Genomic DNA, 26606 nt, shown 5'->3' with positions numbered 1-26606 from the left:
CATAAAAAACCTAAAAAAACGAACAGATATTCGGTAAAGTTTTCGACAATATATACATAGAAAAAGGAAGGAAAGCACACTTCCTTCCTTATCAAACCTTCTCCCACATGAACAGAAAGTAAACAACACACTAATTAAAATCCTAATTCATTTCAAATAGACATATAAAACTAGCTCTCTTTCCTACTGTCATCCTCTCCTATACAAACTATTGGTATACTAAAAAAGCTACTTTCCTCTATGAAAGTAGCTTCTCTTTTCCTTTTTCCTTCTTCGGGAAAAGAACATATGAAAATGAAATAACTGCATCCACTAAAAGTATAATCGCCCACACTTGGCTCACGCGACTTGCAGCTTTATTTAAAACGATTCCTGACTCTAACCAATTGCCCCACTGTTCAAATGGAGTAAGCCCATACGCCAAGAAAAAGAAAATATGCACAACAACGAATAAAACAAGATGCAATACCCAATTTTTTATTTCCTGCTTCGCATAAGCCATACCTGTTAATTCTATATGTTCTTCAATAATAGGATCTGGTTCATTCCGCCATTTCGCAACTAGCTTTTGCGCAAATATATCAAGCTTCTTCAAATCCTTTTTCCCGTAGAAAACTGCATACAATAAAATAATTACAGTAATGATTTGAAAGTTAGAGAACTTTCCTGTTTGATAATAGTCCACTACTCCTAAGGTTAAAATGAATACTTCATTTACGAGTAGTACAATCCCCATAATAAAGCTTGCCTTCTTCAAACGAAATCCGTAACGGAGTAAAAAGAAACCGATAGCTGATAACCAAAATACAATCTCTGCCCCAATTAAAAAATACCAGCGATATTCTACAAGTATACTCATTTACCCTTCTCCTTTTCATCATATATACGAAAAGCTTCATCCATATATAATAAAAGTTCTTCTTCGATTGGATACATGCTCATTTTCTGTGAATCTTCCTTCGATTTTCTAACTTCCCATAACTTATCTAAAAACGCTTCATCACCATTGGCCATTTCTAAACACTTCTGCATTAATCTCTTCGTTGCCCCTTGTACTTCATCACTCACGACTTCTTTGCCCTCTTTCATAAAAGTGCGAAATTGCTTTAATAAATCTACCCACTCTAAAACATTCGGATCTTCTTCACTCATATTTGGCAAATTATGAAGCAATTTTTGTTCTTCCTTTGAAAATACTTCATTTTGAAATATTTCACGTATACGAGATGACTGTTTCGAAAGCTGAATCAGTTCGAACATAACTTTCCAATCAAGTTCACCCTCTACATCTACCGAATAAACAACAGCTTGTAAAACACGCTCCATTCGATTGAATTTCTTTTGTTCTTCCTGTACAAATCGAAGTTGTTTTTCAAGCGAATCCTTTAAATTAAGCTCACCTTTTACTAACATATTCGCAGACTCTTTTAATGAAAATCCCATTTCCTTTAAAAATAAAATTTGTTGCAGCCTTATTACGTCAGCTTCACTATATAAACGATGCCCGCCTTCTGTTTTCCCGCTCGGCTTTAATAAATCTATTTGATCATAGTAACGTAATGTACGTACTGTTACCCCTGTTTCTTTCGTCAATTGTTGTATTGAAATCACTACCATCACCTCTTCTTCTTCATTATAAAAGATGACGTAACGTCACTTTCAAGCCTTTTGTAAAAAAATACAAAAAGCTGTTTATACTCTTTGTATAAACAGCTTTTACGGAAATAATCCTTTTTGTACAGCACGCCCACAAAATAAAATAAGTGCTCCAACAACAACACTCGTTGCTGTTTTATGATAATGAGCTGAAACTAATAAATAATACGATAAACCTACAGTACCGAGCATAATACAAATACTTGGTACTGGATTACGAGAGAAGTTCTGCATTCCCCAAAACAAAGCAAAAATAGCCGTAGCGACACATAATACCGGTAATCCCATCCCAGTTCCCCTTTTTCTATCTATTCCTTGTTGCTAACACACTCGTCGATGCCACACTTATTAATAAACCAAAACCAATCCCTATATATTTAAACGTATAATCTAATTGAAATCTCTCAAACTTATTCATTCATTTTTTCTCCCCTTACTCTAGCGTAAATATTTCCTCCACCTTCATTCCAAAATATTTAGCGATTTTTAACGATAACTCTAGACTCGGATTATAATGATGGTTTTCAATCGCCACAATCGTCTGCCGCGTCACCTGCATCGCCTTTGCCATTTCAACTTGCGTTATATGATTTTGCTTTCTTAACTCTTTTATTGTATTTTTCACACCCATAGGTTCCACCTTCGAAAGTAAAGATATCTTTACAAATTTTAGAAAACCATCTTACTGAACATCTTCTCTAACAAAGTACAAGAGTCATTTAATTTATAACAGCGATTTTTTAAATATATCGACATCATTAGCCCTATAATCATAAGAAAAAGCTGTTCCCAAATACCTTTGGGAACAGCTTCTCCGCCCTACTACATAAATCCTAACGCATATACAAGAACGTATCCAAGAATAGAAAGGCAAACCGAACCGATCAGCCCCGCCACGAATGCTTTGCTTCCTAACTTACGGAACGTTTTAAACTCTACATTTAAACCAAGCCCCGCCATCGCCATTGCAATAAGCATGTAAGCAATAACAACAATATAGCCGGCAACAACTTCTGGGATAATACCGAGCGAATGAACTGCACTCATCGCTAAAAATCCGAAGATGAACCATGGAATTGGAAGATCGCGCCACGATCTTTTTTCCTCGCTTCCTTCGCTCTTACCAAACCATAAGCCAATTAAAATTGCTACTGGTACGAGCATCGCTACGCGCGTTAGCTTCACGATAACCGCGATGTCTACAGCCGTGCTTCCTCCTGGCGCCGCAGCTGCGATGACATGAGCGATTTCATGCAGCGTCGCACCTGAGAATACGCCGTAACCGTACGGCGAGAAGCCAAGTACTGGGTATAATAGCGTATAAATAAGTGTAAATATTGTACCTAAAATTGCAATAATCGCTGCGCCGACCGCCGTTTCCTCATCCTTCGCTTTCACTTGCGGTGCAATTGCCACGACCGCAGCCGCGCCGCAAATTGCTGTCCCGCATGCTGTTAAAATTCCAAGCTTCTTCTCTACCTTAAATACTTTCGTTAGTCCGTATACAACGAAAATTGTAAATGTAATAACAACCGCTGCGATGACCAATACTTTCGGCCCTGCCTTCGCAATATCAACAAGATTTAATCGCATTCCAAGTAAGATGATCCCGAGGCGAAGCAACTTCTTACTCGCAAAGTTTGTCCCTGCAATTGCATCATGAGGAACTCCAATTGCCGCACGCCAAACCATCCCAATTAGAATAGCAATTACTAATTGTCCCATAATATTTAAAAACGGAAGCTCTGCTAAATATTTCGCCGCAATTGCAATTAATAGTGTAATCCCAATTCCTTGCGAAAATCCAAAACGCTTCTTCTTTTGTATAACAAGTGTTTGTTCCACTTTGTACCACTCCAATAATCGTATTGGAACATGCATGTTCTATCTACTTACATTATAAGAGAGTTTCTATAATAAGTTTAATATCAATATTTAATCTCTATCATCAAAAATACTTATGATAAGATGAAAGAAAAACGAAAGGATCTCATTACATGAACGTAGACATTTTAAAAATTTTTGTTACTGTCGTGGAACAAAAGCACTTCTCCCGTGCAGCAGAATTATTAAACCTTTCACAGCCTGGCGTAAGTATGCATATTCGCAACTTAGAAAATGAATTTGGAACTACACTTATTCAGCGCTCCCCGAAGCACGTTCAAGTGACAGAGGCTGGAAACATATTATATATACATGCAAAGCAAATGCTCTCTCTTTACGAAGATGCGAAACAAGAAATTAACGAACTACATAACGTTGTAACAGGAACTCTACGCATCGGTGCTAGTTTTACAATTGGCGAATACTTACTTCCAAAAATACTCGCTAACTATGCGAATGAAAATCCACACGTCGAAGTTCATACCTTTATCTCAAATACAGAAGACGTCTTGCAAAGTCTTCGCTCTAATCAAATTGATATCGGCTTAGTGGAAGGGCAAGTCATATACGCCGACGTTGACGTTGAAACATTTATGCAAGATGAAATGAAGCTCGTCGTTCCGCCAAATCATCCACTGCTCCGCACAAATGAAATAAATGAAAGCTCACTCCAAGATCAAGTATGGGTATTAAGAGAAAGTGGCTCTGGTACACGTGCTTATAGCGATCGTTTTATTCATCAACACCATTTAAAAATGAAACGATTCTTTACATTCAGTAGTATCCAAAGCGTGAAGGAAGCAGTTAGTGCAGGGCTTGGCATCGCTATCCTTTCTGATTGGACTGTACGGAAAGAGCTACTGGCAAAAGAACTATTCCACGTCGAAGTTCCAGACGAACAACTCATCCGTCCATTCTCCATCGTGCGCGGCAAATATTTTATCCCATCTAAAGCTATTCAAGTATTTTTAAATCATGTAGACTCTTTTGCGAAAAAACAAAGTTGACCTTCACATTAGTGTGAAGGTTTACAATACATGTAAAAGGAGTGAAACACATTGCGAATCGGGGAGTTATCAAAAGAAACTGGCGTTAGCGAAAGATCACTAAGACATTACGAAGAAAAGGGATTACTCCCTTCGAAGCGCCTCGCAAATGGCTATCGTGATTTTGATGAAAGTGCCATCAAAAAAGTGGAGCTTATTCAAATGTACTTACAAATTGGCTTAAATTTAGAAGAGACGGCAAGGATGCTGCGCTGCCTTGAAATTGAACCGCACTTGTACGACAATCCGTGCAGCAGCATCCTTACGCTTTATGAAGATAAACTTAATGAAGTAACAAAGCAAATCTCATTGCTTTCCAATATTCAAACGAATTTGCAAAAACACGTTTCACTCCTAAAAAAAGCAAAAGAAAAGGAATGATTACATGTTTGTTATACACGGCAGTTCAAGACAAAATGGAAATACGGAAGCTTTAACACATATGATGATTGATGGAATTGAAACAGAACAAATTTATTTACGTGATCACACAGTCTATCCTATTACAGATCAGCGTCATGATGCAGAAGGGTTCCAACCTGTAGATGATGACTACGAGCAGTTAACCAAGCGCATGTTAGAGCACGACACAATTATCTTTGCTACACCATTATATTGGTACGGGATGAGTGGTCATATGAAAAACTTCATCGATCGCTGGTCACAAAGCTTGCGTGATACATCCCTTCATTTCAAAGAAAAAATGAAAGGCAAAAAAATGTACGTTGTTATCGTTGGCGGCGATAATCCGAAACTAAAAGCATTACCGCTTATCGCCCAGTTCCAATACATCTTTGATTTTGTTGGTTCATCATTTGAAGGATATATCATTGGGTCTGCGAATGGATTAGACGAAATCAAAAACGATGCTAAGGCGCTGGCAAAAGTACAATTGTATAATAACGAATTCAAAAATCATAAACAGAAATAAGTTTGACAAACCATTTTGTATGCGCATACAATGAAAGGAAGGTACTTTGACCAATGAAGTTCTAATTCTCTTATTTATTTCATCCATCACAAATAGTGAACAAAAAATGATGAAAACTAGCAGGGAATTAGTCTGTCCATTTGTCGATACTTTCTTTCGAAACGATCATGTGAAAAATCGTTTATTTATGTACGATTTTTACATGCAAGGGCGACGTTTATCCTCTCTAGTGAAACTAGGGAGGTTTTTTTATGACTATTTTATTCGCACGTAATATTGAAAAAAGCTTTGGTGATCGCACACTATTTACGTTACCATCACTGGAAATTCAAGCGCAGGACCGTATCGGAATTGTCGGAGTCAACGGCGCTGGTAAATCTACGTTATTACAAATATTAAGTAAAGAAATAGAAGCCGACAAAGGCATAGTAACTCATCATAGTTCTATCAGCATCATTCCTCAGCTTAGTGAGGAATTACCGGAAACCGCTTCTTCTCTCGCAAAAGGAAAATGGAGTATTTCAAACGTTACAGATGCAATGAGCGGCGGTGAACGAATGCGGCTAAAGATTGCCCATGCTCTCGAACAAGATGCAGGCATTTTATTTGCTGATGAACCAACAAGCCACTTAGATATGGCCGGTACAGAGCAATTAGAAAAGGCACTTTTATCTTATAAAGGGGCACTTGTTTTAATATCGCATGATCGCGAATTCCTAGATAATATATGTACCAAAATTATTGAAATTGAAGACGGCATGATTCAAGAGTATAAAGGGAATTATTCCAACTATCGAAAACAAAGAGAACGTGAACGAATACAAAAACAAGCAGAATATGAGCAATATATACAAGAAAAAAATCGTTTAGAGCAGTCCATTTTACAAAGAAAGCAACGTGCTTCTAACATGACAAAAATCCCAACACGTTTCAGTTCATCTGAATCTAAACTGTATAAATTAAGTGGGGCTCATGGGCAAGAAAAGGTTAGCAAAGCAGCAAAAGCATTAGAAACACGTCTCGAAAAACTAGAAAAGAAAGAAAAGCCAAAAGATTTCTCTCAAGCTCAGTTTGACGTACAATACCATGCACCCATTCATAGTAAAGTGGCAGTACAGTTCAATAAAGCAACAAAGAAAGTAGGCGACCGTACACTATTTAAAAATATGAATGGAACTATTGCTCCTGGTGCAAAGCTTGCTGTTTTAGGAGCGAACGGAAGCGGCAAAACAACTTTGTTCAACATGCTTCTTGCAAATGAGCGTGGCATGCAGCTTTCGAAAAGTTGTAAAATTGGATACTTCGAACAAACATTGTCAATTTTACAAACAGATAAAACCATTTTGGAAAACGTTCTAGAAGAAACAAACTATACAGAAGCATTCGTTCGCACAATACTTGCAAGACTCCTATTTCGCCGTGAAGATGTTCATAAACCTGTACACGTTCTAAGCGGAGGTGAACGAATGAAGGTTGCACTCGCAAAAGTATTTTTAGGAAACTATAATATGCTTCTGCTTGATGAACCGACAAACTACTTAGACTTAGCGACACAAGAAGAATTAGAAAGCATGTTACAAGAATATCCTGGCACAATACTTTTCATTAGCCATGACCGTGCCTTTATTCGCTCTGTTGCAGACCATATTCTACAAGTAGATGAGAGTGAACCTAGAGTATTCCACGGTAATTACGAGCAATACACAAAAAGAACAACTGGGGATTCTGTAAACGTTACTGAACAAGAACTATTACGATTACAAACAAAACTAACAGAAATCATTGGTCGAATTTCCATACCAAATCATCACGATGATATCTCATCTCTCGAACAAGAATATGAAACATTATTAATTCAAATCCGGAAATGCCAAGAAGCGCTCTAATGTCTTCCCTATATATCGACAAGGCCTTCCGCATTTCCCAAGAAATATTGACACTTCGACATAGAATAGCATCAATAACAGTAAAAAGCCGTGCTAATGCACGGCCTTTTACTTTAAATACGAACAGCAGTCCCGCTCACCGCAACCATTAACATCCCTTCGCGAACTACTTCGTAATCCACGTCGATACCAACAATTGCATTCGCATTTTTTTGTCTTGCGAAAGTTTTCATTTCTTCCATTGCGATGTCGCGCGCTTCTTTTAATTTACTTTCATAAGCGCCAGCACGACCACCGACAACATCACGAACAGAGGCGAAAAGGTCACGAACGATATTCGCGCCCATAATGGCTTCTCCATTGACGATATCAATGTACTCAATAATTTCTTTTCCTTGAATTGTAGACGTTGTTGTTACAATCATACTTTATAGCCTCCCATATGAGATTTCCATCTACTTATATGATGTGCTAATTCAGTAGAAATTATATTTATGAACTGAACTGCGCTTCGTATAACCTGCTGTATCCTCCGCCTTGTTCAATTAATTCATCATGTGAACCTTGTTCTGCAATACCATCTTTATTTACAACGACGATACGATCCGCATTTTTAATCGTCGCAAGTCTGTGAGCGATAACTAACGTTGTACGACCAACTGCTAATTCTGCAAGCGATTTTTGAATTGCTAGTTCCGTCTCTGTGTCTAGTGCAGAAGTTGCTTCATCAAGTATTAAAATTGGCGGGTTTTTCAAGAACATACGGGCAATCGCTAGACGCTGCTTCTGTCCACCTGAAAGTTTCACGCCACGCTCACCGATAACGGTATCTAAACCGTCTGGTTGTGAGTAAATTAAGTCTTCTAACTGCGCACGTTTTACCGCCTGCCAAATTTCCGCTTCTGACGCCTTTAAATTTCCGTAAGCGATATTTTCGCGAATCGTTCCAGAGAATAAGAACACATCTTGCTGCACAATTCCGATTTGCTTACGAAGTGACGATAATGTCATATCTTTCGTATCAATACCATCAATTTGAATCGATCCTGATGATTGCTCATAAAAACGTGGTAACAGGCTACATAAAGTCGTTTTCCCAGCTCCTGATGGTCCAACAAATGCAACTGTTTCCCCTGCATGTATTTTCAAACTAATATCATTTAAAATCGGTTCTTTATTTTCATATCCGAACGTAATGTTGCTATATTGAATATCACCATGTACATGTTTAACTTCCATCGCATCTTTAGCGTCTACAATATCTGGCTCTGTTTCAAGAAGCTCTACATATCTCTTAAAACCAGCAATCCCTTTCGGATAGCTTTCGATTACCGCATTAATTTTTTCAATTGGACGGAAGAAAATATTCGTTAATAGAACGAATCCGATAAATCCACCGTACGTTAATTCACCTTGCAAAACAAACCATGTTCCGCATATTAAGACGAAAAGTGTTACAAGACGCATAAGCATATAACTAATCGATGAATTTAACGCCATAATTTTATATGCCATTAATTTCGTTGTACGGAAACGAGCGTTGTTCACAGCAAATTGCTCTTTCTCAAACTTTTCATTTCCGAATGCTTGTACAACGCGGATACCACCAACGTTATTCTCAATACATGCATTAAAATCAGCAACATCTGAGAATAAACGTCTAAATGTACCTGTCATTTTTTTATTGAAGTAAAGCGCTAACCATAATAAGAATGGAATGACGAAGAACGTTAATAGCGCTAACTTCCAGTTGATCATCATCATAAATGAAAATGCCCCAACTAAAGTCATAACGGCAATAAATAAATCTTCTGGCCCGTGGTGAGCAATTTCACCAATTTCCATTAAGTCGTTTGTAAGACGTGAAATTAAATGACCTGTTTTATTATTGTCAAAAAATCTGAATGATAGCTTTTGAATGTGATCAAATAATTTCTGCCTCATATCCGTTTCAATGTTAACACCAAGCATATGTCCCCAATATGTAACAACATATTGTAAGCCCGCATTTAACATATATACTGCAAGTAAACCGAAACAAGCCCATAAAATAAGCGTCCAGTTTTGCCCTGGCAATAACTTATCAATAAATTGATTTACGATAAGCGGAAAGCCAAGTTCTAATAACCCTGCGACAACTGCGCAAGAAAAGTCGAGTATAAATAAACCTTTATACGGTTTATAGTAAGACAAAAATTTACGTAGCATACCTTCCCCCCATTTTTCAAAATTAAAAAGACTCCCTAAATGATAACCATTATCAAATAATTATTCAAGTTATCCGTCTATGAAACTTCAAAAGAAGGTTTGCGATAGTTGGCGTTTTTCTCCAGAAATTCGATACATTTGAATAATCGCCTATATAATTTTTTATTATCAATCCCGTCCAAACAAAAAAGGGACATCACCACAAGGTGATACCCACTTTTATTACATAGCTTCTGAATCCCATTCATGCTCCTGCTGAACAAACACAATACCTAATTCGTGATGTCCTCCGGCGTATAATGCCGTTTGGGCAAGGCGAAGCTCTCCATTTGTATCTAATACTTCTAACTTACAAAATGCTCCTGTCGTCTTCGTTTGAAGTGCATCATAAAATTCCTCGGCGCTTCTTGGAATGACTCCATTTACTTTCGTAATCATTTCTCCAGGGAGTAAATTCAGCTCTGCCCCAATTGTATTCGGGATTGTATCCAATACAACGAGTCTATCATTACGTGCAGCGAAGTATGCTGGTCTTGTTTCATCCGCAATTTTCTCTTGCATGGAAATTGTGAAACGTCCAAGCATTGCAACGCCCATTGCGATAATTGCAAGTACGTGCCACCAATAACTTGCGATTCCTAAAACAAGCACAAGTCCTGCTAATCCGTACACACGTCTTCCTGTAAATAATAAGGCTTCCGTCGGTTCATAACTTCTAATCCTTCTCATAAATCCAATTAAAAATGGAACGAGGAATAGAGAATATGTATCTGAACCGATTGAAACGACAGGCCACCATGAAATAAACTGTGTTACCGCGTCACCTGGTACAAGAATAAAAATAGGAACGATCCATAAACGCTTCGATTCGTGTAAACCGACCTTTAATCCGCGCTTCCCCTTCCTAATCTTTGGCGTCGAATATCCTACTGCATTTTTAGAAATCAGTAAGCCCTCTACAACGAGCATAACGCCTAGCAAAATAGCAAGAGATACGATTGTACTCTCTTCACCTTCTCCAAGCTGTAAGAAGGAAACTGGTAGCTTAGAAGATAATAGAACACATACAATTGCGATACTAAACGTATAAGCTGCTGATAAATATCGATACATAGCAGTTAATCCAAATAGAAGCGTCCAAAGTAAGATGACCCATAAGCTAGCTTTGGAAACAACAAGTCCAAGTCCAATTGTAATAATAGATACGATTAATCCGTATTTAACTCCTGCGAATAGAGATGTTCGCAATTCAAACCAAATATCATAAACTTTAAAGGAAAAATCCTTTCGTTCCCGTAGCATACGTACGTATCCAACGAAGATACTACTTATTAAAAATACATAGACAGCAGGGTGTAAGAAAAAACGTCCAACCGCCCGCATTATTTCAAAAATCCATGCCTCCATGAACCCATTCACCACCATTTATATCATTCTTTCTTTTTATATTATCATAACTGGACAAACGTTTGTTTAACACAAAAAAATACAGGCAGCAAACTGCCTGTATTTCACTTTACCCCACTTTAATGGGCAGTAAGACCCCCACCTCAAAATTCAGCGAAAGCAAAGTATTTAGGTAGGGGATCAACTGCCCATAAAAGTCCGATTGGTTCAACTAATAATCAGTGGGGGATGAAGAACCCCCCGCTGATTAAAGTTTCACTTTATTTCGCTATTAATTTTAATGCTGACTGTAATTGTAGATCATTTTCTCCAGAACGGATTTTTTCAATAATTTTCGTTTGAATCGCTTCAGCTGTCTTTTTATCCAGCTGTCCTGTTGCATCCATCTTATTCGCATTTTGGAATGCTTTCAGCGCTGATTCTGTCTCTTTACTAAAGTATCCATCTTCACGTCCTGGTACATATCCTAAACTCTTAAGCATTTCTTGCGCGTGTTTTACTTGAACATCATTTGAATTGTATGAAAGTGTCTTTTCAATTTGAATTGGTGTCGCATGATAATAATCTGGTTGCTTCACTTCTACTGTTGGCGCAATTCCTTTTTTATGAATCCAGTTTCCATCCGGTGTTAACCATTTAAACATCGTTAATTTAATGTTGCTACCATCTTTAAATGGAACGGCTTGCTGAACAGTACCTTTACCAAACGTTTTTTCACCAACTAAATTGTATCCTTCTCCCTCTTTTAGCGCACCTGCTAAAATCTCTGAAGCAGAAGCACTTCCGTTATCAATTAATACTGAAATTGGATATGGTTTTCTCTCTTTCAGTTCAGTAGAGAATTTCTTCTTCTCACCATTTCGTTGCTCTACTTGTAGCATCGGCTTTTTATCCGTCATAATTTCCCCTAGTATCTCTTCTACACTATTTAAGTAGCCACCAGGATTACCACGTACATCAATCACTAAGCCTTTTATGTTTTTCTTCTCTAACTCTTTTAACTGATCCTTAAATTCTTTCGCCGTATTTTCAGCAAAGGAAGTGATTTGCATATAGCCGATATCTTTTCCGCTCTCTTGCTTCACAGAACTAAACACTGTGAAGATCGGAATTTTTTCACGCTTAATTTTAAATACAATCGGATCAGCTACTCCTGCACGCTTAATTTCAATCGCAACAGTCGTTCCTTTTTTACCACGAATCTTTAATACCGCTTCTTCACGGGATAAATCTTTCACACTATTTCCATCTACAGATAAAATTTGGTCATTCGGTTTAATTCCAATCTTTTCTGCCGGTGAGCCTTTAATTGGAGACACGATAATAAGTTTACCGTCCGTTTTGTTCACCTCAGCCCCGATTCCCTCTAGCTCAGGATCAAGCGATTCACTAAACTGTTTCGCCGTTTCTTTATCCATATACGTGGAATAAGGGTCCTTCAGCGTAGACAACATGCCTTGTATTGCACCTTCGACTAATTTTTCATCTTTCACGTCTTCCACATAACGTGAATCAATTAGTGCATACGCCTCATTAATTTTTGCCAAATTCCCTTGCGCAGTGCTAGCGTTTCCACTCGAAATTGTTTGCGTTACTTCTGCTGGGTTAACCCCAAATAAAGACATACCTGCAAACATTCCGCCAGCACCAATTAAAAATGCAACAACCATTCCAATAATTGCAACTCTACGTTTCAATGCGGAATTCCCCTTTCCAAAACACACAGGTGGTGTAGCAAAAGGCATCACACAGTGTGTGATGCCTTTACCTATTTCTACTATATGATAAGCTTGTACGAATTATGTTTGCAACTTTTTATACTTTTAAGAAGCGACGAATTGACATTACACTTCCCCACATGCCGATTAAAGCACCGATTAACACTAGTAAACCAGCTAATTGGAATACGAATGGGCTGTATGGTAGAAGTTCGAAAATTGTTCCGCCAAGTTTCTCGTTAAACACACTTTGTAGTGAATTATACGTAACTAGAATTAAGCCAATTGGAATAATTGATCCTAATACTCCTAAGAATAATCCTTCTAATAAGAACGGCCAACGAATAAACCAGTTTGTTGCACCTACAAGTTTCATAATTTCGATTTCTGTACTACGAGCATAAATTGTAATTTTAATTGTATTAGAAATTAAGAACATCGCTGTGAATAAAAGACCCGCAATTAACACAATCCCGATGTTACGACCTGTTTTTACAGTATCAAATAATCGTTCAACTTGACCTTTTCCGTACTGAACATTACTTACAAACTGCATTTTTTCAATCTTTTTCGCTATTGTTGCTGTATCTGTTGGTTCCTTTGCTTTTACAACGAATACGTTTTTAAGTGGGTTATCTTGTTCAAATAACTCAAACGTTTTTCCGCTATCGCCTAAGCTTTTAATTAAACGTTTTAACTCTTCTTCTTTAGAAGAATATTTAATAGAGTCTACTTTTGCAATCTTACTCATATCATCTTCTAATTTCTTTTGATCAGCTTCTTTTGCTGCTGGATCAATGTGTACACGAATCTCTACATCTTGCTCTACTTTCGTCGCAAAATGGTTCATATTCATAATCGCTGTTAAAAAGACACCTACAAGTAATAATGTAACTGTTACTGCACTAACAGAAGCAAACGTCATCCATCCGTTACGTGATAGATTCTTTACACCTTCTCGCAAATGTCGACTAAGGGTCTTAGCCTTCATATCCGTATCCTCCCTCAATCTCATCTCGAACAATTTTTCCGCCTTCAATCGCGATTACACGATGACGGATTGTATTTACGATATCTGCGTTATGTGTCGCCATAACAATCGTTGTACCACGCTCATTAATGCGCGTGAAAATTTTCATAATATCAAGAGCTGTTTCAATATCTAAGTTACCTGTTGGCTCATCAGCAATTACAACCTTTGGTCTATTAACAATTGCTCTCGCAATCGCAACACGTTGCTGCTCTCCGCCTGAAAGTTCACTTGGAAGTGCGTCTGCACGATCTTCAAGACCTACAAGACCTAAAACTTCTGTTACACGCTCACGAATTGCATCTGGCTCTTCTTCAATTACCTCTAAGGCAAACGCAACATTCTCATATACTGTTAATTTAGGTAGTAATTTAAAGTCTTGGAAAATTACGCCTAATTGACGACGGAAATATGGAACGTCTCTTTCTGCTAATGACTCGATAGTAAGACCATTTACATTAATAGATCCTGTAGATGGCTTCTCTTCACGATACATCATTTTAATAAATGTAGATTTACCGGCTCCACTCGGTCCAACTACGTATACAAACTCACCTTGTTTAATGTTAACTGTAAGACCAGCAATGGCTTTCATACCATTCGGGTACTCCTTATAAACATTCGTCATTTTTATCATTATTTATCACCCAATACTTAATGATTTTTTCGAAATACTTTTCTGTACATCTGAAAATAAAAACTTTATTCTCACTTAACTACTCTTGTTGAAGGTAGCTTCCATTCATGCTTTTTATTAGCAACGCTACTCTATGTAATATATTTCAGCAAAATTCTACAAACCTCATTGTAACATCAAACGGTTTCCAATTCGGATACATTTTTGTTACAGTTATGTTACATTCCACAAAAAGGAAAACGAGTTGGCTATATAACCAACTCGTCTATTTTACTCTCTTTATTTATGTTCAGCTAACCACTCAGCTACTTTTTTCGCATCCTCACCTTGAATAAGTCCTGGTGACATGGAACCGCGACCTTTTTTAATAATTTCTTCGATATCTGCAGCGTCGTACTTACCGCCTACTTTTCTTAAGTCAGGTCCAGTTGCACCTGATAAATCTGTTGCGTGACATCCAGCACAACTTCTTTGGAAAATTTGTTCTGCACTGTCTGTACTTGCAGACTGGTTCGAAGACTTACTCTCTTCTTTATTTCCACACGCTCCTAAAGCAAAAACGACTGATGTTCCTAGTGCAATAGCCAACAATTTCTTTTTCACTTCTATCGCTCCCCATTGTTGATATTCTTTTCATTCCTAACACACTCATTTTCATTATAAGCATTATCTTTATATAGAAAAACTAAGGTATATTTCATATTCTTCAAAAATACCGTGAGAACCCTAATGATATAAAGCTTTTATAAGTTGTTTCAATTCTGTGAACGACTTATAAACTTCTATAAAGAATCCTTTTTGAACGAGAAATTAAAAAAGTTCTGTATAAAGTCTTACTCTATTGCCGCTCTGTTTTACTATTCTCTACTTTTTACAAAACAATATACAACATTGTATGCTACATATAATCCCATCAAAAAGAGAAGTTGTCGTTTCCAACTTCTCTTCCTCTGTAGTTCATCCATATAGATAAAATAATACTCTTTATATCCTCTATATCCTCAACATGCGCCAACAATTTTGTTGGCTTTTTTCAATTAGCTTATTAGATGCGAGAACGTAAGTAAGCATCAATAAATGGATCAATTTCTCCATCCATAACTGCTTGTACGTTACCAACTTCTGTATTTGTACGGTGGTCTTTCACAAGAGAATATGGGTGGAATACGTAAGAACGAATTTGGCTACCCCATCCGATTTCTTTTTGCTCACCGCGAATTTCATCTAACTCCGCTTGTTGCTCTTCTAATTTCTTTTGATATAATTTTGCTTTTAACATTTTCATCGCATGCTCACGGTTTTTAATTTGTGAACGCTCTGACTGACATGTTACAACTGTGTTTGTTGGTGTATGTGTAATACGAACTGCTGAGTCTGTCGTATTAATATGCTGTCCACCTGCACCACTTGCACGGTACGTATCAATTTTTAAGTCTTCCGAACGTATTTCGATCTCAACTTCATCATTGAACTCAGGAACAACTTCACAAGATACGAACGATGTATGGCGGCGACCTGAAGAATCGAATGGTGAAATACGCACTAGACGATGTACACCTTTCTCTGCTTTTAAATAACCGTAAGCGTTATGACCTTTAATTAATAAAGTAACACTCTTAATACCAGCTTCATCACCTGGTAAATAATCAACCGTTTCTACTTTAAATCCACGTTTTTCAGCCCAACGTGTGTACATACGTAGTAACATAGAACCCCAGTCTTGTGACTCTGTTCCACCAGCACCTGGGTGTAATTCTAAAATCGCGTTATTTTTATCATAAGGGTCGCTTAGTAGTAATTGCAGCTCATACTCATTCATTTCTTGAATTAAGCCTTTTACTTCTGATTCAAGCTCCTCATGTAAATCTTCATCATACTCTTCTTTTAAAAGCTCATGCGTGATTTCTAAATTTTCGAACGTCTCATCTAACTGACGGAACTTTCCAACCATATCTTTCAGTGCATTCGCTTCGTTAATTACAGCTTGTGCGCCTTGTTGGTCATCCCAAAATCCTGCGCCCATCATTTTCTCTTCTAATTCTGCAATTTGTTTCTCCTTAGTAGAGAGGTCAAAGAGACCCCCTAAAAGCCGCTAATCTCTTAGCCATTTTCTCTAATTCCTGTCTAATTTCTACTAATTCCATTTCCTTCACCTCTATGTAATTGCTGTTACTTTCGTATGAAAACAAGGGAAACTCTCTCCACTTATGACGGAGAGAGTTTAATCCTTCTTAATTATACATTTTTGATGTAAAAGTTTGCAAAGTAGCCTAGGCTACCGCCCTATATTACTTCCCAATGCCACAGCAGTTTTTATATTTTTTACCACTACCACATTTACATACATCGTTGCGGCCCACTTGGTCACCTTTTACAACTGGCTTTTTCTTCGCTTCTTCGCCATCGCTAGATGGGTGAACAGCTTCACCTTGAACAACTTCTTGACGCTCTAGGTTTTGTTCAATTTCAGCCTTCATAATGTAACGAGAAATTTCTTCTTCAATAGAAGCAATCATTGATTCGAACATTGCGAATCCTTCCATTTGATACTCACGAAGTGGATCAATTTGACCGTAAGCACGTAAATGAATACCTTCACGAAGGTGATCCATCGCATCAATATGCTCTGTCCATTTCGTATCTACAACACGGAATACAACAACTTTTTCGAACTCACGCATTTGCTCTTCTGGCATAAGCTTTTCTTTCTCATTGTAACGCTCTATTAATTTCGCGATAATTGGCTCGCTCATTTCCTCTGGAGCAAGGCGACGTAATTCTTCTTCTTTTATATCTCCTTCTTGCAGAAGGTTTGTATTTAAGTAGTCAACAAGACCTTTAATGTTCCAATCTTCTTCAATTTCCTCTTGTGTATGAAGTGCAACAGCACGTTCTACTGTAGATTTCATCATACCTTCAATAATATCGCGTAAGTTGTCCGATTCCATTACTTCTTGACGCTGTTTGTAAATAACTTCACGTTGCTGACGAAGTACATCATCGTATTGTAGTAACTGCTTACGTGCATCATAGTTATTTCCTTCTACACGTTTTTGTGCAGATTCTACTGCACGAGAAACCATTTTACTTTCGATCGGCTGAGAATCATCCATACCAAGACGATCCATCATAGATTTCATGTTATCAGAACCGAAGCGGCGCATTAGTTCATCTTCCATTGATAAGTAGAACTGCGTAACACCAGGGTCTCCTTGACGACCAGCACGACCACGTAACTGATTATCAATACGACGACTTTCGTGACGCTCTGTACCGATAACTGCTAAACCAATGTTTTTAATATCGTCTCCAAGCTTAATGTCTGTACCACGACCCGCCATGTTCGTCGCAATTGTTACAGCACCTTTCATACCAGCTTCTGCAATGATATCTGCTTCACGCGCATGGTTTTTCGCATTTAAGATGTTATGACGTACGCCTTTACGCGTTAACATTTTCGAAATAAGTTCTGACGTTTCAATCGCAACTGTACCAACAAGAACAGGTTGTCCTTGTTTATGACGATTTACAATATCCTCAACAACAGCATTAAATTTACCTTCCATTGATTTGAAGATTAAATCAGCACGATCATCACGAATAATCGGTTTGTTTGTCGGAATTACAATAACGTTCATATTGTAAATGTTACGGAATTCCTCTTCCTCTGTTTTCGCTGTACCAGTCATACCAGATAATTTTTCATACATACGGAAATAGTTCTGGAATGTAATTGTCGCAAGCGTCATACTTTCATTTTGAATTTCTACGCCTTCTTTTGCCTCGATAGCTTGGTGTAAACCTTCACTATAACGACGACCTTTCATAAGACGACCAGTAAATTGGTCTACAATTACGATTTCGCCTTCTTGTACAACATAATCTGTATCACGATGCATAACAACGTGCGCACGAAGTGCCTGATTAATATGGTGAAGAAGCGCTACATGTTTTAAGTCAAATAAGTTTTCAATATGGAAAGCTTTCTCGGCTTTCGTAATACCATCTTCTGTTAACATTACATTCTTCGTTTTCACATCAAATGAATATTCTTTTTCATTCTCTAACGTACGAACAAATGCATTTGCAAACATATATAACTCTGTTGATTTTTGAGCTTGTCCAGAAATAATAAGTGGCGTACGCGCTTCATCGACTAAGATAGAATCGACTTCATCGATAATAGCAAAGTGAAGTGGGCGTTGAACGCACTGCTCTTTATATAAAACCATGTTGTCACGTAAGTAATCGAATCCAAGCTCATTATTTGTGCTATACGTAATATCAGCAGCATAAGCCTCTTGTTTTTCTTCGCGTGACATACTGTTTAAGTTAATTCCTACCGTTAAGCCTAGGAACTCATGAAGTTGTCCCATTTCGCTTGCATCACGCTGTGCTAAGTATTCGTTGACTGTAACAACGTGAACCCCTTTTCCTGTTAAAGCATTTAAATATACAGGCAATGTAGATGTTAACGTTTTACCTTCACCCGTTTTCATCTCAGAGATATTCCCTTCATGTAAGGCAATACCACCCATTAACTGTACGCCATACGGACGCATTCCAAGAACACGAGTCGCAGCTTCACGAACAACCGCAAAAGCTTCAGGTAGTAGATCATCTACTGTTTCGCCTTTTGTTAGACGTTCTTTAAATTCAAGCGTCTTCCCTTTTAATTGTTCATCAGTTAATGGCTTAATAGATGGCTCTAGTGCATCAATTTGCTCAACTGTCTTCTGCATACGTTTAATTTGGCGTTGATTTACATCAAACACCTTTTTTAAAATACCGATCATAGGAAATACGCTCCTCTTTTTATTAAAATAAAACTTCCGATTGTTTTTTCTTTTTCTCTATTACAATCAGTCGTTATAAAAATCAAATATATGTTATGCCAATTTTTCTCCTAATTAAAAAAACTAAAATGTATATACCTAATGATAATTGTAACACTTGTCTTATAACTATGACAACAATCAGCCGAATGTCTCGTTCTAAATTAAGGAAACTTTTTGTAGAAATCTATTTTCAGCAAAAAAAGCGCAGCCATTCCGGCTGCACTTTTGAATTATTATTTAGTTTCGATTAAACCATATTTCCCATCTTTACGGCCATATACAACGTTTGTTTCGTTTGTATCAGCATTTGTGAAGACGAAGAAATTATGTCCTAGCATATCCATTTGTAGAATTGCTTCTTCAACGTCCATCGGCTTTAAATCGAATCGTTTTGTACGTACAAGTTCTAGTTCATCCTCTTCTACCTCATCCAGAACAGCTACTGCTTCTGGAAGGATAAAGTTCGTTTTCATAGAACCTTTCTCACGTAACTTACGATTTACCTTTGTTTTATGTTTACGAATTTGTCGCTCAAGTTTATCAACTACTAAATCGATAGCAGCGTACATATCGCTATTAGTTTCTTCTGCACGAAGTAATAAATCAGTAAATGGAATTGTTACCTCGACACGTTGCTTGTCAGAGTATACTTTTAAATTAACTTTAATCTCTGGGAATGTATCAAAATAACGCTCTAACTTACCTAGTTTTTTCTCTACATATTCCTTTAATGCTGGAGTTACTTCAATATTTTCACCACGAATGTTGAATTTCATAGATGAATTCCTCCTTTCAAGCCTATGTACTATAATTTCGACACTGGCTTAAAAACTCCTTCTAACTTTTTTAAAAAAATTAGTGGAATTGCGATTTTTTTATCGTTTTTTGTTGAAATGAAAAGATGCATCGTTTCTATCTTTATTTTATCCTATTAACATCGTGAATAACGAATATAACTGTGGACAATTCGTTACAGAAAAGAAACAACTTTTTGACAACTTAATTCATAACAAAAACCTCTTGTAACAAACAAGAGGTTCTACTACATATATATAACGTTGCCACAACTGCAGCTTTCTCTCCCCAAAAACAATATCCCTACAGTTTTACAACATTAGCTGCTTGTGGTCCACGTGCGCCATCTACAATGTCGAACTCTACTTGTTGCCCTTCTTCTAATGACTTATATCCATCTTGTTGAATCGCAGAAAAATGAACAAACACATCATCACCGTCTTCACGCTCAATAAACCCAAATCCCTTTTCTGCATTGAACCATTTCACTCTTCCTTGCATGTTCATTCCATTCCCTTCACTCTAAAAATCAGGACATTTGCCCCATAATTTGACTATAACGAATGACAACTTACGAAGTCAAAGAAGACTTATCGTCTTTTTATTATCTCTTTCGACAGTTACAGATCAACTTCTACAGAGCGTCAAACTAGAAACTTCTCTAGCTCCTCTATTGTATAAAAGACTTCCAATTTGTCGCACTGTAATTCCTGTCGTATATACATCATCGACGAGTAAAATGTGTTGACCATGAAACATCTCTTCTCCCTGAAAATAAAAAGGATTACTTCCCGAAAGCCTTTCTCTACGTGTTTTCTTACTTTGCTTTTCTGTTTCCCTTCTTCTTAATGATGGATAAGAAATGTTGACAGGTAAACAAGTTGCCAATAACTCTGCCTGATTAAAACCACGTTCATATTCCCGTTCTCTACTAAGCGGAACAGCAATAATAACTGAAACGTTCATAAAATACTTTTGAAATAACTCTCGAAAGGATTGATGAAAAATACGAACTAGCTCCGCATCACCTCGAAACTTGAACTGTGCTATTATTTCTTTCATCTCATCATCGTACAAGTGCAAAGAACGATTTTTAAAAGGTCGATACTTCTCTTCATCGATCCATCTCACGCAATCCATACAAACATCATTTTCTTTATATTCGGAAGATAAGTTCGCTAAAGGTCGCCCGCACTCCTTGCAAATCTCTCCTATAATATAGGAAAGTTTCCGCTCACATCTATCACATACATATTTTTTTGGGGATTTTACAAAGAAGGTGTACCAACTAACTGTTTCCGACATATACTCATCACACAGTAGGCAATGCATTAAACGATTAATCCTTGTTCTTTTGCCTCTTTGTTCATACTTTGAATATGCCTTCTCGCACGTACCATCGCCCCCGTCTTACCGTAATGAAAATAAACGACCTCACCATACGGTTCTTCAAAACTACGACCTGCTCGGCCCGCAATTTGTACGAGCGCGCTCTCTGAAAAAATTTCTTCTTCCGCCCCTAACACAGCCACTTGTAAGTTCTTCACAGTTACCCCTCTCTCTAGAATTGTCGTTGTAACTAATAACGGAATTTCTCCCTTTCTGAACGCTGCTACTTTTTCTTTTCTCATCGGATCTTCTGCATGTACACCATCCACTCTATGATCCAGCGATTTCAATAACAGGCTCAATTCTTCTATATACCGCACATGAGGAACAAATAAAAAAATAGGATACTTTTTGTTTACGTACATTTTTAACCATTGTAGTAACACTCGAGGAATTTTTTTATGATGAAGGCCTTTCTTCCAATCCCCGCACCAGCTAAATAGAGGAACCGGCAACGGATGACGATGGTATCGTCCTGAGACAATGACCCCTTTTTGTTTACCCCTTCTGAAATTATTCTTCCACTTTTCATCGGGAGTTGCTGTTAAATAAATACGTGCCGCTTTCTCTTTCATCGCTTGTTTCACTGCATACTGTAACATTTGATCCGCATGATAGGGGAAGGCATCAATCTCATCTACGATCATGACATGAAATGCTCTATAGTAACGTAACAGTTGATGAGTCGTTGCAACGACTAACGCTGCATCTTTTTCATGATCTACACTCCCTCCGTATAAAGCAGCTACATTTATACTAGGAAACACTTCCTGTAATCTCGGTGCTAATTCGAGTACAACGTCTGTTCTTGGTGTTGCAATACAAACTCTTTCTCCTTTTTGAAGGGCCTCTGCAATACCGTAAAATAACATTTCTGTTTTCCCAGCGCCGCATACAGCCCAAATAAAAAAAGATTCTTTCTGCTTAATAGCTTCCATAACACCTTGTGCCGCCAACTTCTGACCAATAGATAAAGTCCCATTCCACTGTAATGGATTTGTCCCCCTTTCCCCGCTTCTTTCATAAATTCCACGAACGAGTACAGCACATTCACTAACTCTCCCCATCGTTATACACTTCCGGCAATACGTACATATCTCTTTGCACCTTTTACATAAAAATGATGCAAAGAGTCGTTGCTCTATATTTCCGCAGCGCTGACATGTATATTTAGAAGCATTCTTCATTACACCTTGTGCACATACAACCTCTCCCTCCTTTTCCATATGACTTAATTCTCTCCGTAAATCTGAAGAGAGTTCTTCTAATAGTAATTGCTTTCCAGCAAGCATTAGCACTCACCTCCAGCATTACTATAAACCTTTCTTATAATCTCGTAAAAACGCAAAAAAGCCGATAACCTACTTATAAAATAGTAAGCTATCGACTTTATATACATGTTTTATTCGTTTATAAATCCTAGAATCGACCGTATCCTAAGAAATGTTTTTGGTTGTAGCTACTGCTTAAGCTAGAATAAGCAATCCCTTTATCACCAGCATGAATCATTTGGCCATTGCCAACGTAAATACCGATGTGAGATGGACCTGGTTTATAAGTACCTTGGAAGAATACTAAATCTCCAGGTTGTGGGCTACTTACTTTAGAAACTGAATTCCAGTAACCTGCAACGTCTTGACGTCCTACACCATAGATGTAAGAAATGAATCCACTACAGTCAAAACCACCGTTTGATGGAGATGCACTTCCCCAAACATACGGTAAGCCTAAGTAACCTTGCGCTTTACCAATTACGCCACCCGCATTTGAAGCTGGTGCTGGCTCTGGTTTTTTTGTTTCTTGCTTAGGTGCTTCTTTTTTAGTTTCTTCCTTTTTAGGCTCTTCTTTCTGAGCTTGTCCACCATTGTTTGCTGGTGCTGCAGGTGCAGCTTGCTCTGCTGGCTGAGCTTGCGCAGCTTTAGCAGCTTGTTCTGCTTGCTTTTGAGCAGCAGCTTCTTGTGCCGCTTTTTCTTGTGCTTCTTGTTCAGCAATACGTTGTAATTGTAACGCTTGTTTTTCAAGATCCTTCAATTGATCTTCCGTACTTGTCATTGAAGTTACAACTGTATCCATTTTACTGCTTAAATCGTTTACCGCTGTTGCTTTTTTCGCTTTTTCAGCGTCAAGTTCTTTCTTAGCAGTTTCAATTTGAGCTTGTGCTTCTTTTAATTCTTTTTGCTTTGTTTTTACCGTTTCAACATCTTTTTTCACGTTCGCTTGATCTTCTTGTTGTGTTTTCATGATATCTTCGTCAGACTCAAGAATTTTAGAAACAGAAGTTAAACGATCAACTAAATCTGCAACGTTTTTAGAGTTTACAAGAACTTCTGTTACAACATTTGTGTTTGGTTGTTCTTGAAGTGCAACTAAACGTTTTCTTAATAACTCTTCACGTTTTGCAATTTTCGTTTGTAATTCTGCAATATCTTTATTTTTCTTTTCGATTAATTGCTCAGTATCAGCAACTTTTTTCGTTGTTTCATCAAGTTTTGAAGCATTCTCTTGAACAGACTTATCCAAACCTTGAATTGTTTTGTTTAAGTCGTTCATTTGTTTTTGTAATTCATCGCGTTCTTGTTGTTGTTTATGTAAAGTATCATTTTGTGTATTAATTTGTGATTTCACGTCAGCAATTTTATCTTCTGCAAATACATTTGGTGTTAGCCCTGAAAACATTAACCCTGCAACCAATGCGCAAGATGCCATTTTTAGCTTTTTCATTGTATTTTTTACACCGCTTTCTTTTTTCTTTTTCCGTATATAACCTATAAAATTTATACCATAATTCGGGATTTTTTTTGCTAATGTTACGCTTTTGTAAAACAAATGTAATATTATATGTAACACTATCGCAAAATATGCATATTTTTGTATGTATGTGTAGAATTTTAAATACTTTTTATAAGCAAAGAAAAAAACGCAAGGTTTCCCTTACGTTTTATTACATATACTAATACGAATGAAATCAAAGCGTTATTTCATCCACTTTTCAGCCCAATTTTGGACCTCATCCATAACACTTTCTAATGCTTTCCCTTTGTCAGTTAAGCCGTACTCGATTCGAACTGGTACTTCTGGATAAACATTACGAACTACAATGCCTTCGCTTTCCAATTCCTTTAAACGCTCTGACAACATACGATCGCTCATATTCGGTATAATATCTGCGATTTCTCTAAAACGTTTTGACTCTTCAAGCAAAGATTTAATAATTAAGCCAGTCCATTTCTTACTAAGCAAAGTAAAAGCTGACTCAAACTTTGGACATAAACAAGAATTATGCTCCATATGTTTCACCTCTCTTCTATTATAATATAGTTTCTTGTAAAAAGTAAGTTATAAAACTTTCCTCATTATTTTATTTTACGCACATTTTACCATTTCCAAATATTAACTTGTCAACTCCACGTAAAATATCCGTAAAAAAACCCTCTTCAAAAAGAGAGCTTTTTATATCTTTATTACTTCGTATACCATCCAAGACCTAATGCACCTTCACCTAAATGTGTACCAATTACAGCACCAAAATAACCTGTACGGATTGTGACATGAGGATATTTTGCTTCTAATTCAGCCTTCCATTCATTCGCTTCCTCTTCACGTTGTGCATGAATGATAACAGCTTCCATAGGTACACCTTTACTTGCCTGCTCATCAAAAATTTCAACAATACGTTTTAACGCTTTTTTACGCGTACGAATCTTTTCAAACGGAATAATGATTTTATCTCTAAAATATAAAACGGGCTTCACTTGTAACAAACTACCGATGAAAGCTTGGGCGCTATTTAATCGTCCTCCACGTTGTAAATGGTGTAAATCATCTACTACAAAATAAGCGTCCATCGTTTGCTTCATCTCGTCAAAACGAGCGATAATCTCTTGCGGATCCTTTCCTTCGCTTGCTAGCCTTGCGCCCTCACGCACATAGAACCCTTGTACTTCACAACTTATTTCAGAGTCGTATGTATATACATCAATACCCTCTACCATCTGTCCAGCTGTCGTTGAAGTTTGATATGTACCACTAATTCCACTTGAAAGATGGATGCTAATAACCGCATCATAATCCTTAGATAATTCTTCATACAGCTCAACAAACTTTCCGATTGCTGGTTGAGAAGTTTTCGGAAGTTCTTCCTGCTCACGTACTTTTACATAAAAATCATCTGCTGAAATTTCAGCTTCTTCTTGATAAGATTCCGTTCCAAACACGACGTTTAATGGAATCATATATATATTGAGTTCATCACGAATATGCTTCGGTATATACGCTGTACTATCAGTAACAATAGCTGTTTTCATTTTCGTACCTGCCTTATAAAAAAGTTTTTATTTCCTAATTTTACACGAAAACTAAAAATGGTGCATCCATACATAAAAATACCGGCTTGAAATTATACTCACCATTTTGACAAATTACAACAAAAAGGTGAAATACTCCCCAAAAATTTTAACTTATTTATAAAAAATGTTTGAATATAAAAACGCTCGCTTTTAAAATGTAAAGTACTAGTCACTTTGGTAGATAGGGGCGTATTCGAGTGTTATTACAATATTTAACAATCAAAGACTGCGGTGAACACGAAATTGTCATTCAAAAATCAAGATTTATCTGTTACATTAGCCGAGCTACAACCGAAGAAGAAGCTCAAGAATTTATACAAAAAATAAAAAAACAAAACTGGAATGCGACACATAATTGTTCCGCTTATTTAATTGGCGAACAAGATCAAATCCAAAAAGCAAATGATGATGGCGAACCTAGTGGTACAGCTGGTGTACCTATGTTAGAGGTACTAAAAAAACGCGGTTTAAAAGATACCGTCGTTGTCGTTACTCGCTACTTTGGTGGCATCAAACTTGGTGCAGGTGGGTTAATTCGCGTATATGGAAAATGTACAAGCGAAGGTATTAATCACGTCGGTGTTGTCGAGCGAAAACTCATGCGTGTTATGCAGACCGAAATTGATTACACATTACTTGGCAAAATTGAAAATGAATTACGTAATTCAAAATATGCCATTAAAGATATACATTATCTCGAAAATGTCACATTTGATACGTATGTAGAAGAAGATGGAAAACAACCATTCACAGATTGGATGATTGAATTAACAAATGGGAAATGTACAATTACAGAAGGAGATATGTTGTACTTAGAACAAGATGTTATCTAAGA

At 37.2% G+C, this 26606-nt stretch carries 26 protein-coding genes and 1 pseudogene; 5 read left to right on the top strand and 22 right to left on the bottom strand.

Translation table 11 applies throughout. The features are described 5' to 3' along the window. Positions 1-238 precede the first annotated feature (238 nt). The 6 genes and pseudogenes from Q9B79_RS18835 to Q9B79_RS18815 form a co-directional block, all read right to left on the bottom strand. Positions 239-859, bottom strand: a complete 621-nt coding sequence (locus Q9B79_RS18835; RefSeq protein WP_306186593.1) for a hypothetical protein — start codon at positions 857-859, stop codon at positions 239-241. After that, positions 856-1617: a MerR family transcriptional regulator gene (locus tag Q9B79_RS18830; RefSeq protein ID WP_306186591.1), complete on the bottom strand. Its 762-nt coding sequence runs from the start codon at positions 1615-1617 to the stop codon at positions 856-858. The genes Q9B79_RS18835 and Q9B79_RS18830 overlap by 4 nt, the downstream gene beginning before the upstream one ends. Positions 1618-1716: 99 nt before the next feature. Beyond that, positions 1717-1944 carry a hypothetical protein gene (locus Q9B79_RS18825; RefSeq protein ID WP_000524124.1) on the bottom strand — a complete coding sequence of 76 codons (228 nt, stop codon included), beginning with the start codon at positions 1942-1944 and terminating at the stop codon, positions 1717-1719. Between the two features lie 16 nt (positions 1945-1960). Further along, positions 1961-2032 (bottom strand): annotated as a pseudogene (locus tag Q9B79_RS27015) (ATPase); the annotation flags it as partial. 57 nt (positions 2033-2089) lie between these two features. Then, complete coding sequence (locus tag Q9B79_RS18820) at positions 2090-2287, bottom strand: helix-turn-helix transcriptional regulator (RefSeq protein ID WP_002143740.1); 198 nt, start codon at positions 2285-2287, stop codon at positions 2090-2092. Between the two features lie 191 nt (positions 2288-2478). After that, on the bottom strand, positions 2479-3501 hold the full coding sequence (locus Q9B79_RS18815; RefSeq protein ID WP_306186587.1) for a YeiH family protein: 1023 nt from the start codon (positions 3499-3501) through the stop codon (positions 2479-2481). Between the two features lie 152 nt (positions 3502-3653). Here Q9B79_RS18815 and Q9B79_RS18810 point away from each other — a divergent pair, with 152 nt between their 5' ends. The 4 genes from Q9B79_RS18810 (at position 3654) to abc-f (ending at position 7403) form a co-directional block, all read left to right on the top strand. Next, the gene (locus Q9B79_RS18810; RefSeq protein ID WP_306186585.1) at positions 3654-4547 is read left to right on the top strand and encodes a LysR family transcriptional regulator; all 894 of its coding nucleotides are present in this window, start codon (positions 3654-3656) and stop codon (positions 4545-4547) included. 51 nt (positions 4548-4598) lie between these two features. Then, a complete protein-coding gene (locus Q9B79_RS18805) occupies positions 4599-4967 on the top strand; it encodes a MerR family transcriptional regulator (protein WP_306186583.1) in 369 nt (122 codons plus the stop codon). 4 nt (positions 4968-4971) lie between these two features. Further along, positions 4972-5517, top strand: coding sequence for a flavodoxin family protein (locus Q9B79_RS18800; RefSeq protein ID WP_306186581.1), 546 nt, complete (start codon positions 4972-4974; stop codon positions 5515-5517). A gap of 251 nt (positions 5518-5768) precedes the next feature. Next, the gene (gene abc-f / locus Q9B79_RS18795) at positions 5769-7403 is read left to right on the top strand and encodes a ribosomal protection-like ABC-F family protein (RefSeq protein ID WP_306186579.1); all 1635 of its coding nucleotides are present in this window, start codon (positions 5769-5771) and stop codon (positions 7401-7403) included. Positions 7404-7516: 113 nt separating this feature from the next. Here abc-f and Q9B79_RS18790 read toward each other — a convergent pair whose 3' ends face one another. From Q9B79_RS18790 to Q9B79_RS18715, 16 genes are all read right to left on the bottom strand, one after another. After that, on the bottom strand, positions 7517-7828 hold the full coding sequence (locus Q9B79_RS18790) for a heavy metal-binding domain-containing protein (protein WP_000637523.1): 312 nt from the start codon (positions 7826-7828) through the stop codon (positions 7517-7519). 67 nt (positions 7829-7895) lie between these two features. Further along, positions 7896-9611, bottom strand: a complete 1716-nt coding sequence (locus tag Q9B79_RS18785; RefSeq protein ID WP_306186576.1) for an ABC transporter ATP-binding protein — start codon at positions 9609-9611, stop codon at positions 7896-7898. Positions 9612-9833: 222 nt separating this feature from the next. Beyond that, positions 9834-11018 (bottom strand): PDZ domain-containing protein, encoded by a 1185-nt coding sequence (locus Q9B79_RS18780; protein WP_306186573.1) that lies wholly within the window; start codon positions 11016-11018, stop codon positions 9834-9836. 260 nt (positions 11019-11278) lie between these two features. Continuing rightward, positions 11279-12715 (bottom strand): S41 family peptidase, encoded by a 1437-nt coding sequence (locus Q9B79_RS18775; RefSeq protein WP_483861659.1) that lies wholly within the window; start codon positions 12713-12715, stop codon positions 11279-11281. Between the two features lie 118 nt (positions 12716-12833). Beyond that, positions 12834-13727 carry a permease-like cell division protein FtsX gene (gene ftsX, locus Q9B79_RS18770; RefSeq protein WP_048528150.1) on the bottom strand — a complete coding sequence of 298 codons (894 nt, stop codon included), beginning with the start codon at positions 13725-13727 and terminating at the stop codon, positions 12834-12836. Then, on the bottom strand, positions 13717-14403 hold the full coding sequence (gene ftsE, locus Q9B79_RS18765; RefSeq protein WP_087955103.1) for a cell division ATP-binding protein FtsE: 687 nt from the start codon (positions 14401-14403) through the stop codon (positions 13717-13719). Before ftsE ends, ftsX begins: the two co-directional genes overlap by 11 nt. Before the next feature lie 279 nt (positions 14404-14682). Continuing rightward, the gene (gene cccB / locus Q9B79_RS18760) at positions 14683-15006 is read right to left on the bottom strand and encodes a cytochrome c551 (protein ID WP_000727972.1); all 324 of its coding nucleotides are present in this window, start codon (positions 15004-15006) and stop codon (positions 14683-14685) included. Positions 15007-15448: 442 nt separating this feature from the next. Further along, a protein-coding gene (gene prfB, locus Q9B79_RS18755; protein ID WP_306186569.1) for a peptide chain release factor 2 occupies positions 15449-16547 on the bottom strand; the annotation gives its coding sequence in 2 pieces (ribosomal slippage) (positions 15449-16474 and positions 16476-16547; 1098 coding nt in all). A 144-nt stretch (positions 16548-16691) separates the two neighbouring features. Further along, positions 16692-19199 (bottom strand): preprotein translocase subunit SecA, encoded by a 2508-nt coding sequence (gene secA, locus Q9B79_RS18750; protein ID WP_306186566.1) that lies wholly within the window; start codon positions 19197-19199, stop codon positions 16692-16694. A 275-nt stretch (positions 19200-19474) separates the two neighbouring features. Continuing rightward, the gene (gene hpf / locus Q9B79_RS18745) at positions 19475-20017 is read right to left on the bottom strand and encodes a ribosome hibernation-promoting factor, HPF/YfiA family (protein ID WP_087959291.1); all 543 of its coding nucleotides are present in this window, start codon (positions 20015-20017) and stop codon (positions 19475-19477) included. 322 nt (positions 20018-20339) lie between these two features. Further along, positions 20340-20537, bottom strand: a complete 198-nt coding sequence (cspC, locus tag Q9B79_RS18740; RefSeq protein WP_001990088.1) for a cold shock protein CspC — start codon at positions 20535-20537, stop codon at positions 20340-20342. 126 nt (positions 20538-20663) lie between these two features. After that, positions 20664-21368, bottom strand: a complete 705-nt coding sequence (locus Q9B79_RS18735) for a ComF family protein (protein ID WP_306186564.1) — start codon at positions 21366-21368, stop codon at positions 20664-20666. Then, entirely contained in the window at positions 21368-22717 is a 1350-nt protein-coding gene (comFA, locus tag Q9B79_RS18730) for an ATP-dependent helicase ComFA (protein WP_306186562.1), read from the bottom strand. Before comFA ends, Q9B79_RS18735 begins: the two co-directional genes overlap by 1 nt. A gap of 127 nt (positions 22718-22844) precedes the next feature. Next, positions 22845-24251: a C40 family peptidase gene (locus Q9B79_RS18725; RefSeq protein WP_306186560.1), complete on the bottom strand. Its 1407-nt coding sequence runs from the start codon at positions 24249-24251 to the stop codon at positions 22845-22847. A gap of 147 nt (positions 24252-24398) precedes the next feature. Further along, complete coding sequence (locus Q9B79_RS18720; protein ID WP_000400857.1) at positions 24399-24713, bottom strand: winged helix-turn-helix transcriptional regulator; 315 nt, start codon at positions 24711-24713, stop codon at positions 24399-24401. Between the two features lie 173 nt (positions 24714-24886). Next, complete coding sequence (locus Q9B79_RS18715) at positions 24887-25729, bottom strand: DegV family protein (protein WP_306186557.1); 843 nt, start codon at positions 25727-25729, stop codon at positions 24887-24889. A 239-nt stretch (positions 25730-25968) separates the two neighbouring features. Between Q9B79_RS18715 and Q9B79_RS18710 the strand changes: the two genes are divergently transcribed. Beyond that, positions 25969-26604 carry a YigZ family protein gene (locus Q9B79_RS18710; protein WP_306186554.1) on the top strand — a complete coding sequence of 212 codons (636 nt, stop codon included), beginning with the start codon at positions 25969-25971 and terminating at the stop codon, positions 26602-26604. The last annotated feature ends 2 nt before the right edge of the window (positions 26605-26606 follow it).

The sequence above is a fragment of the Bacillus sp. MHSD_36 genome (assembly GCF_030757775.1).
Classification (GTDB): domain Bacteria; phylum Bacillota; class Bacilli; order Bacillales; family Bacillaceae_G; genus Bacillus_A.
This window is presented reverse-complemented; position numbering and strand designations above follow the sequence as displayed.

What these genes read in the sequence shown, in the direction of transcription:
- Q9B79_RS18835 (WP_306186593.1), bottom strand. Translation starts at nt 859, where the DNA reads ATGAGTATACTTGTAGAATATCGCTGGTATTTTTTAATTGGGGCAGAG.
- Q9B79_RS18830 (WP_306186591.1), bottom strand. Translation starts at nt 1,617, where the DNA reads ATGGTAGTGATTTCAATACAACAATTGACGAAAGAAACAGGGGTAACA.
- Q9B79_RS18825 (WP_000524124.1), bottom strand. Translation starts at nt 1,944, where the DNA reads ATGGGATTACCGGTATTATGTGTCGCTACGGCTATTTTTGCTTTGTTT.
- Q9B79_RS18820 (WP_002143740.1), bottom strand. Translation starts at nt 2,287, where the DNA reads ATGGGTGTGAAAAATACAATAAAAGAGTTAAGAAAGCAAAATCATATA.
- Q9B79_RS18810 (WP_306186585.1), top strand. Translation starts at nt 3,654, where the DNA reads ATGAACGTAGACATTTTAAAAATTTTTGTTACTGTCGTGGAACAAAAG.
- Q9B79_RS18800 (WP_306186581.1), top strand. Translation starts at nt 4,972, where the DNA reads ATGTTTGTTATACACGGCAGTTCAAGACAAAATGGAAATACGGAAGCT.
- abc-f (WP_306186579.1), top strand. Translation starts at nt 5,769, where the DNA reads ATGACTATTTTATTCGCACGTAATATTGAAAAAAGCTTTGGTGATCGC.
- Q9B79_RS18790 (WP_000637523.1), bottom strand. Translation starts at nt 7,828, where the DNA reads ATGATTGTAACAACAACGTCTACAATTCAAGGAAAAGAAATTATTGAG.
- Q9B79_RS18785 (WP_306186576.1), bottom strand. Translation starts at nt 9,611, where the DNA reads ATGCTACGTAAATTTTTGTCTTACTATAAACCGTATAAAGGTTTATTT.
- Q9B79_RS18780 (WP_306186573.1), bottom strand. Translation starts at nt 11,018, where the DNA reads ATGGAGGCATGGATTTTTGAAATAATGCGGGCGGTTGGACGTTTTTTC.
- ftsX (WP_048528150.1), bottom strand. Translation starts at nt 13,727, where the DNA reads ATGAAGGCTAAGACCCTTAGTCGACATTTGCGAGAAGGTGTAAAGAAT.
- ftsE (WP_087955103.1), bottom strand. Translation starts at nt 14,403, where the DNA reads ATGATAAAAATGACGAATGTTTATAAGGAGTACCCGAATGGTATGAAA.
- secA (WP_306186566.1), bottom strand. Translation starts at nt 19,199, where the DNA reads ATGATCGGTATTTTAAAAAAGGTGTTTGATGTAAATCAACGCCAAATT.
- hpf (WP_087959291.1), bottom strand. Translation starts at nt 20,017, where the DNA reads ATGAAATTCAACATTCGTGGTGAAAATATTGAAGTAACTCCAGCATTA.
- cspC (WP_001990088.1), bottom strand. Translation starts at nt 20,537, where the DNA reads ATGCAAGGAAGAGTGAAATGGTTCAATGCAGAAAAGGGATTTGGGTTT.
- Q9B79_RS18735 (WP_306186564.1), bottom strand. Translation starts at nt 21,368, where the DNA reads ATGCATTGCCTACTGTGTGATGAGTATATGTCGGAAACAGTTAGTTGG.
- comFA (WP_306186562.1), bottom strand. Translation starts at nt 22,717, where the DNA reads ATGCTTGCTGGAAAGCAATTACTATTAGAAGAACTCTCTTCAGATTTA.
- Q9B79_RS18720 (WP_000400857.1), bottom strand. Translation starts at nt 24,713, where the DNA reads ATGGAGCATAATTCTTGTTTATGTCCAAAGTTTGAGTCAGCTTTTACT.
- Q9B79_RS18715 (WP_306186557.1), bottom strand. Translation starts at nt 25,729, where the DNA reads ATGAAAACAGCTATTGTTACTGATAGTACAGCGTATATACCGAAGCAT.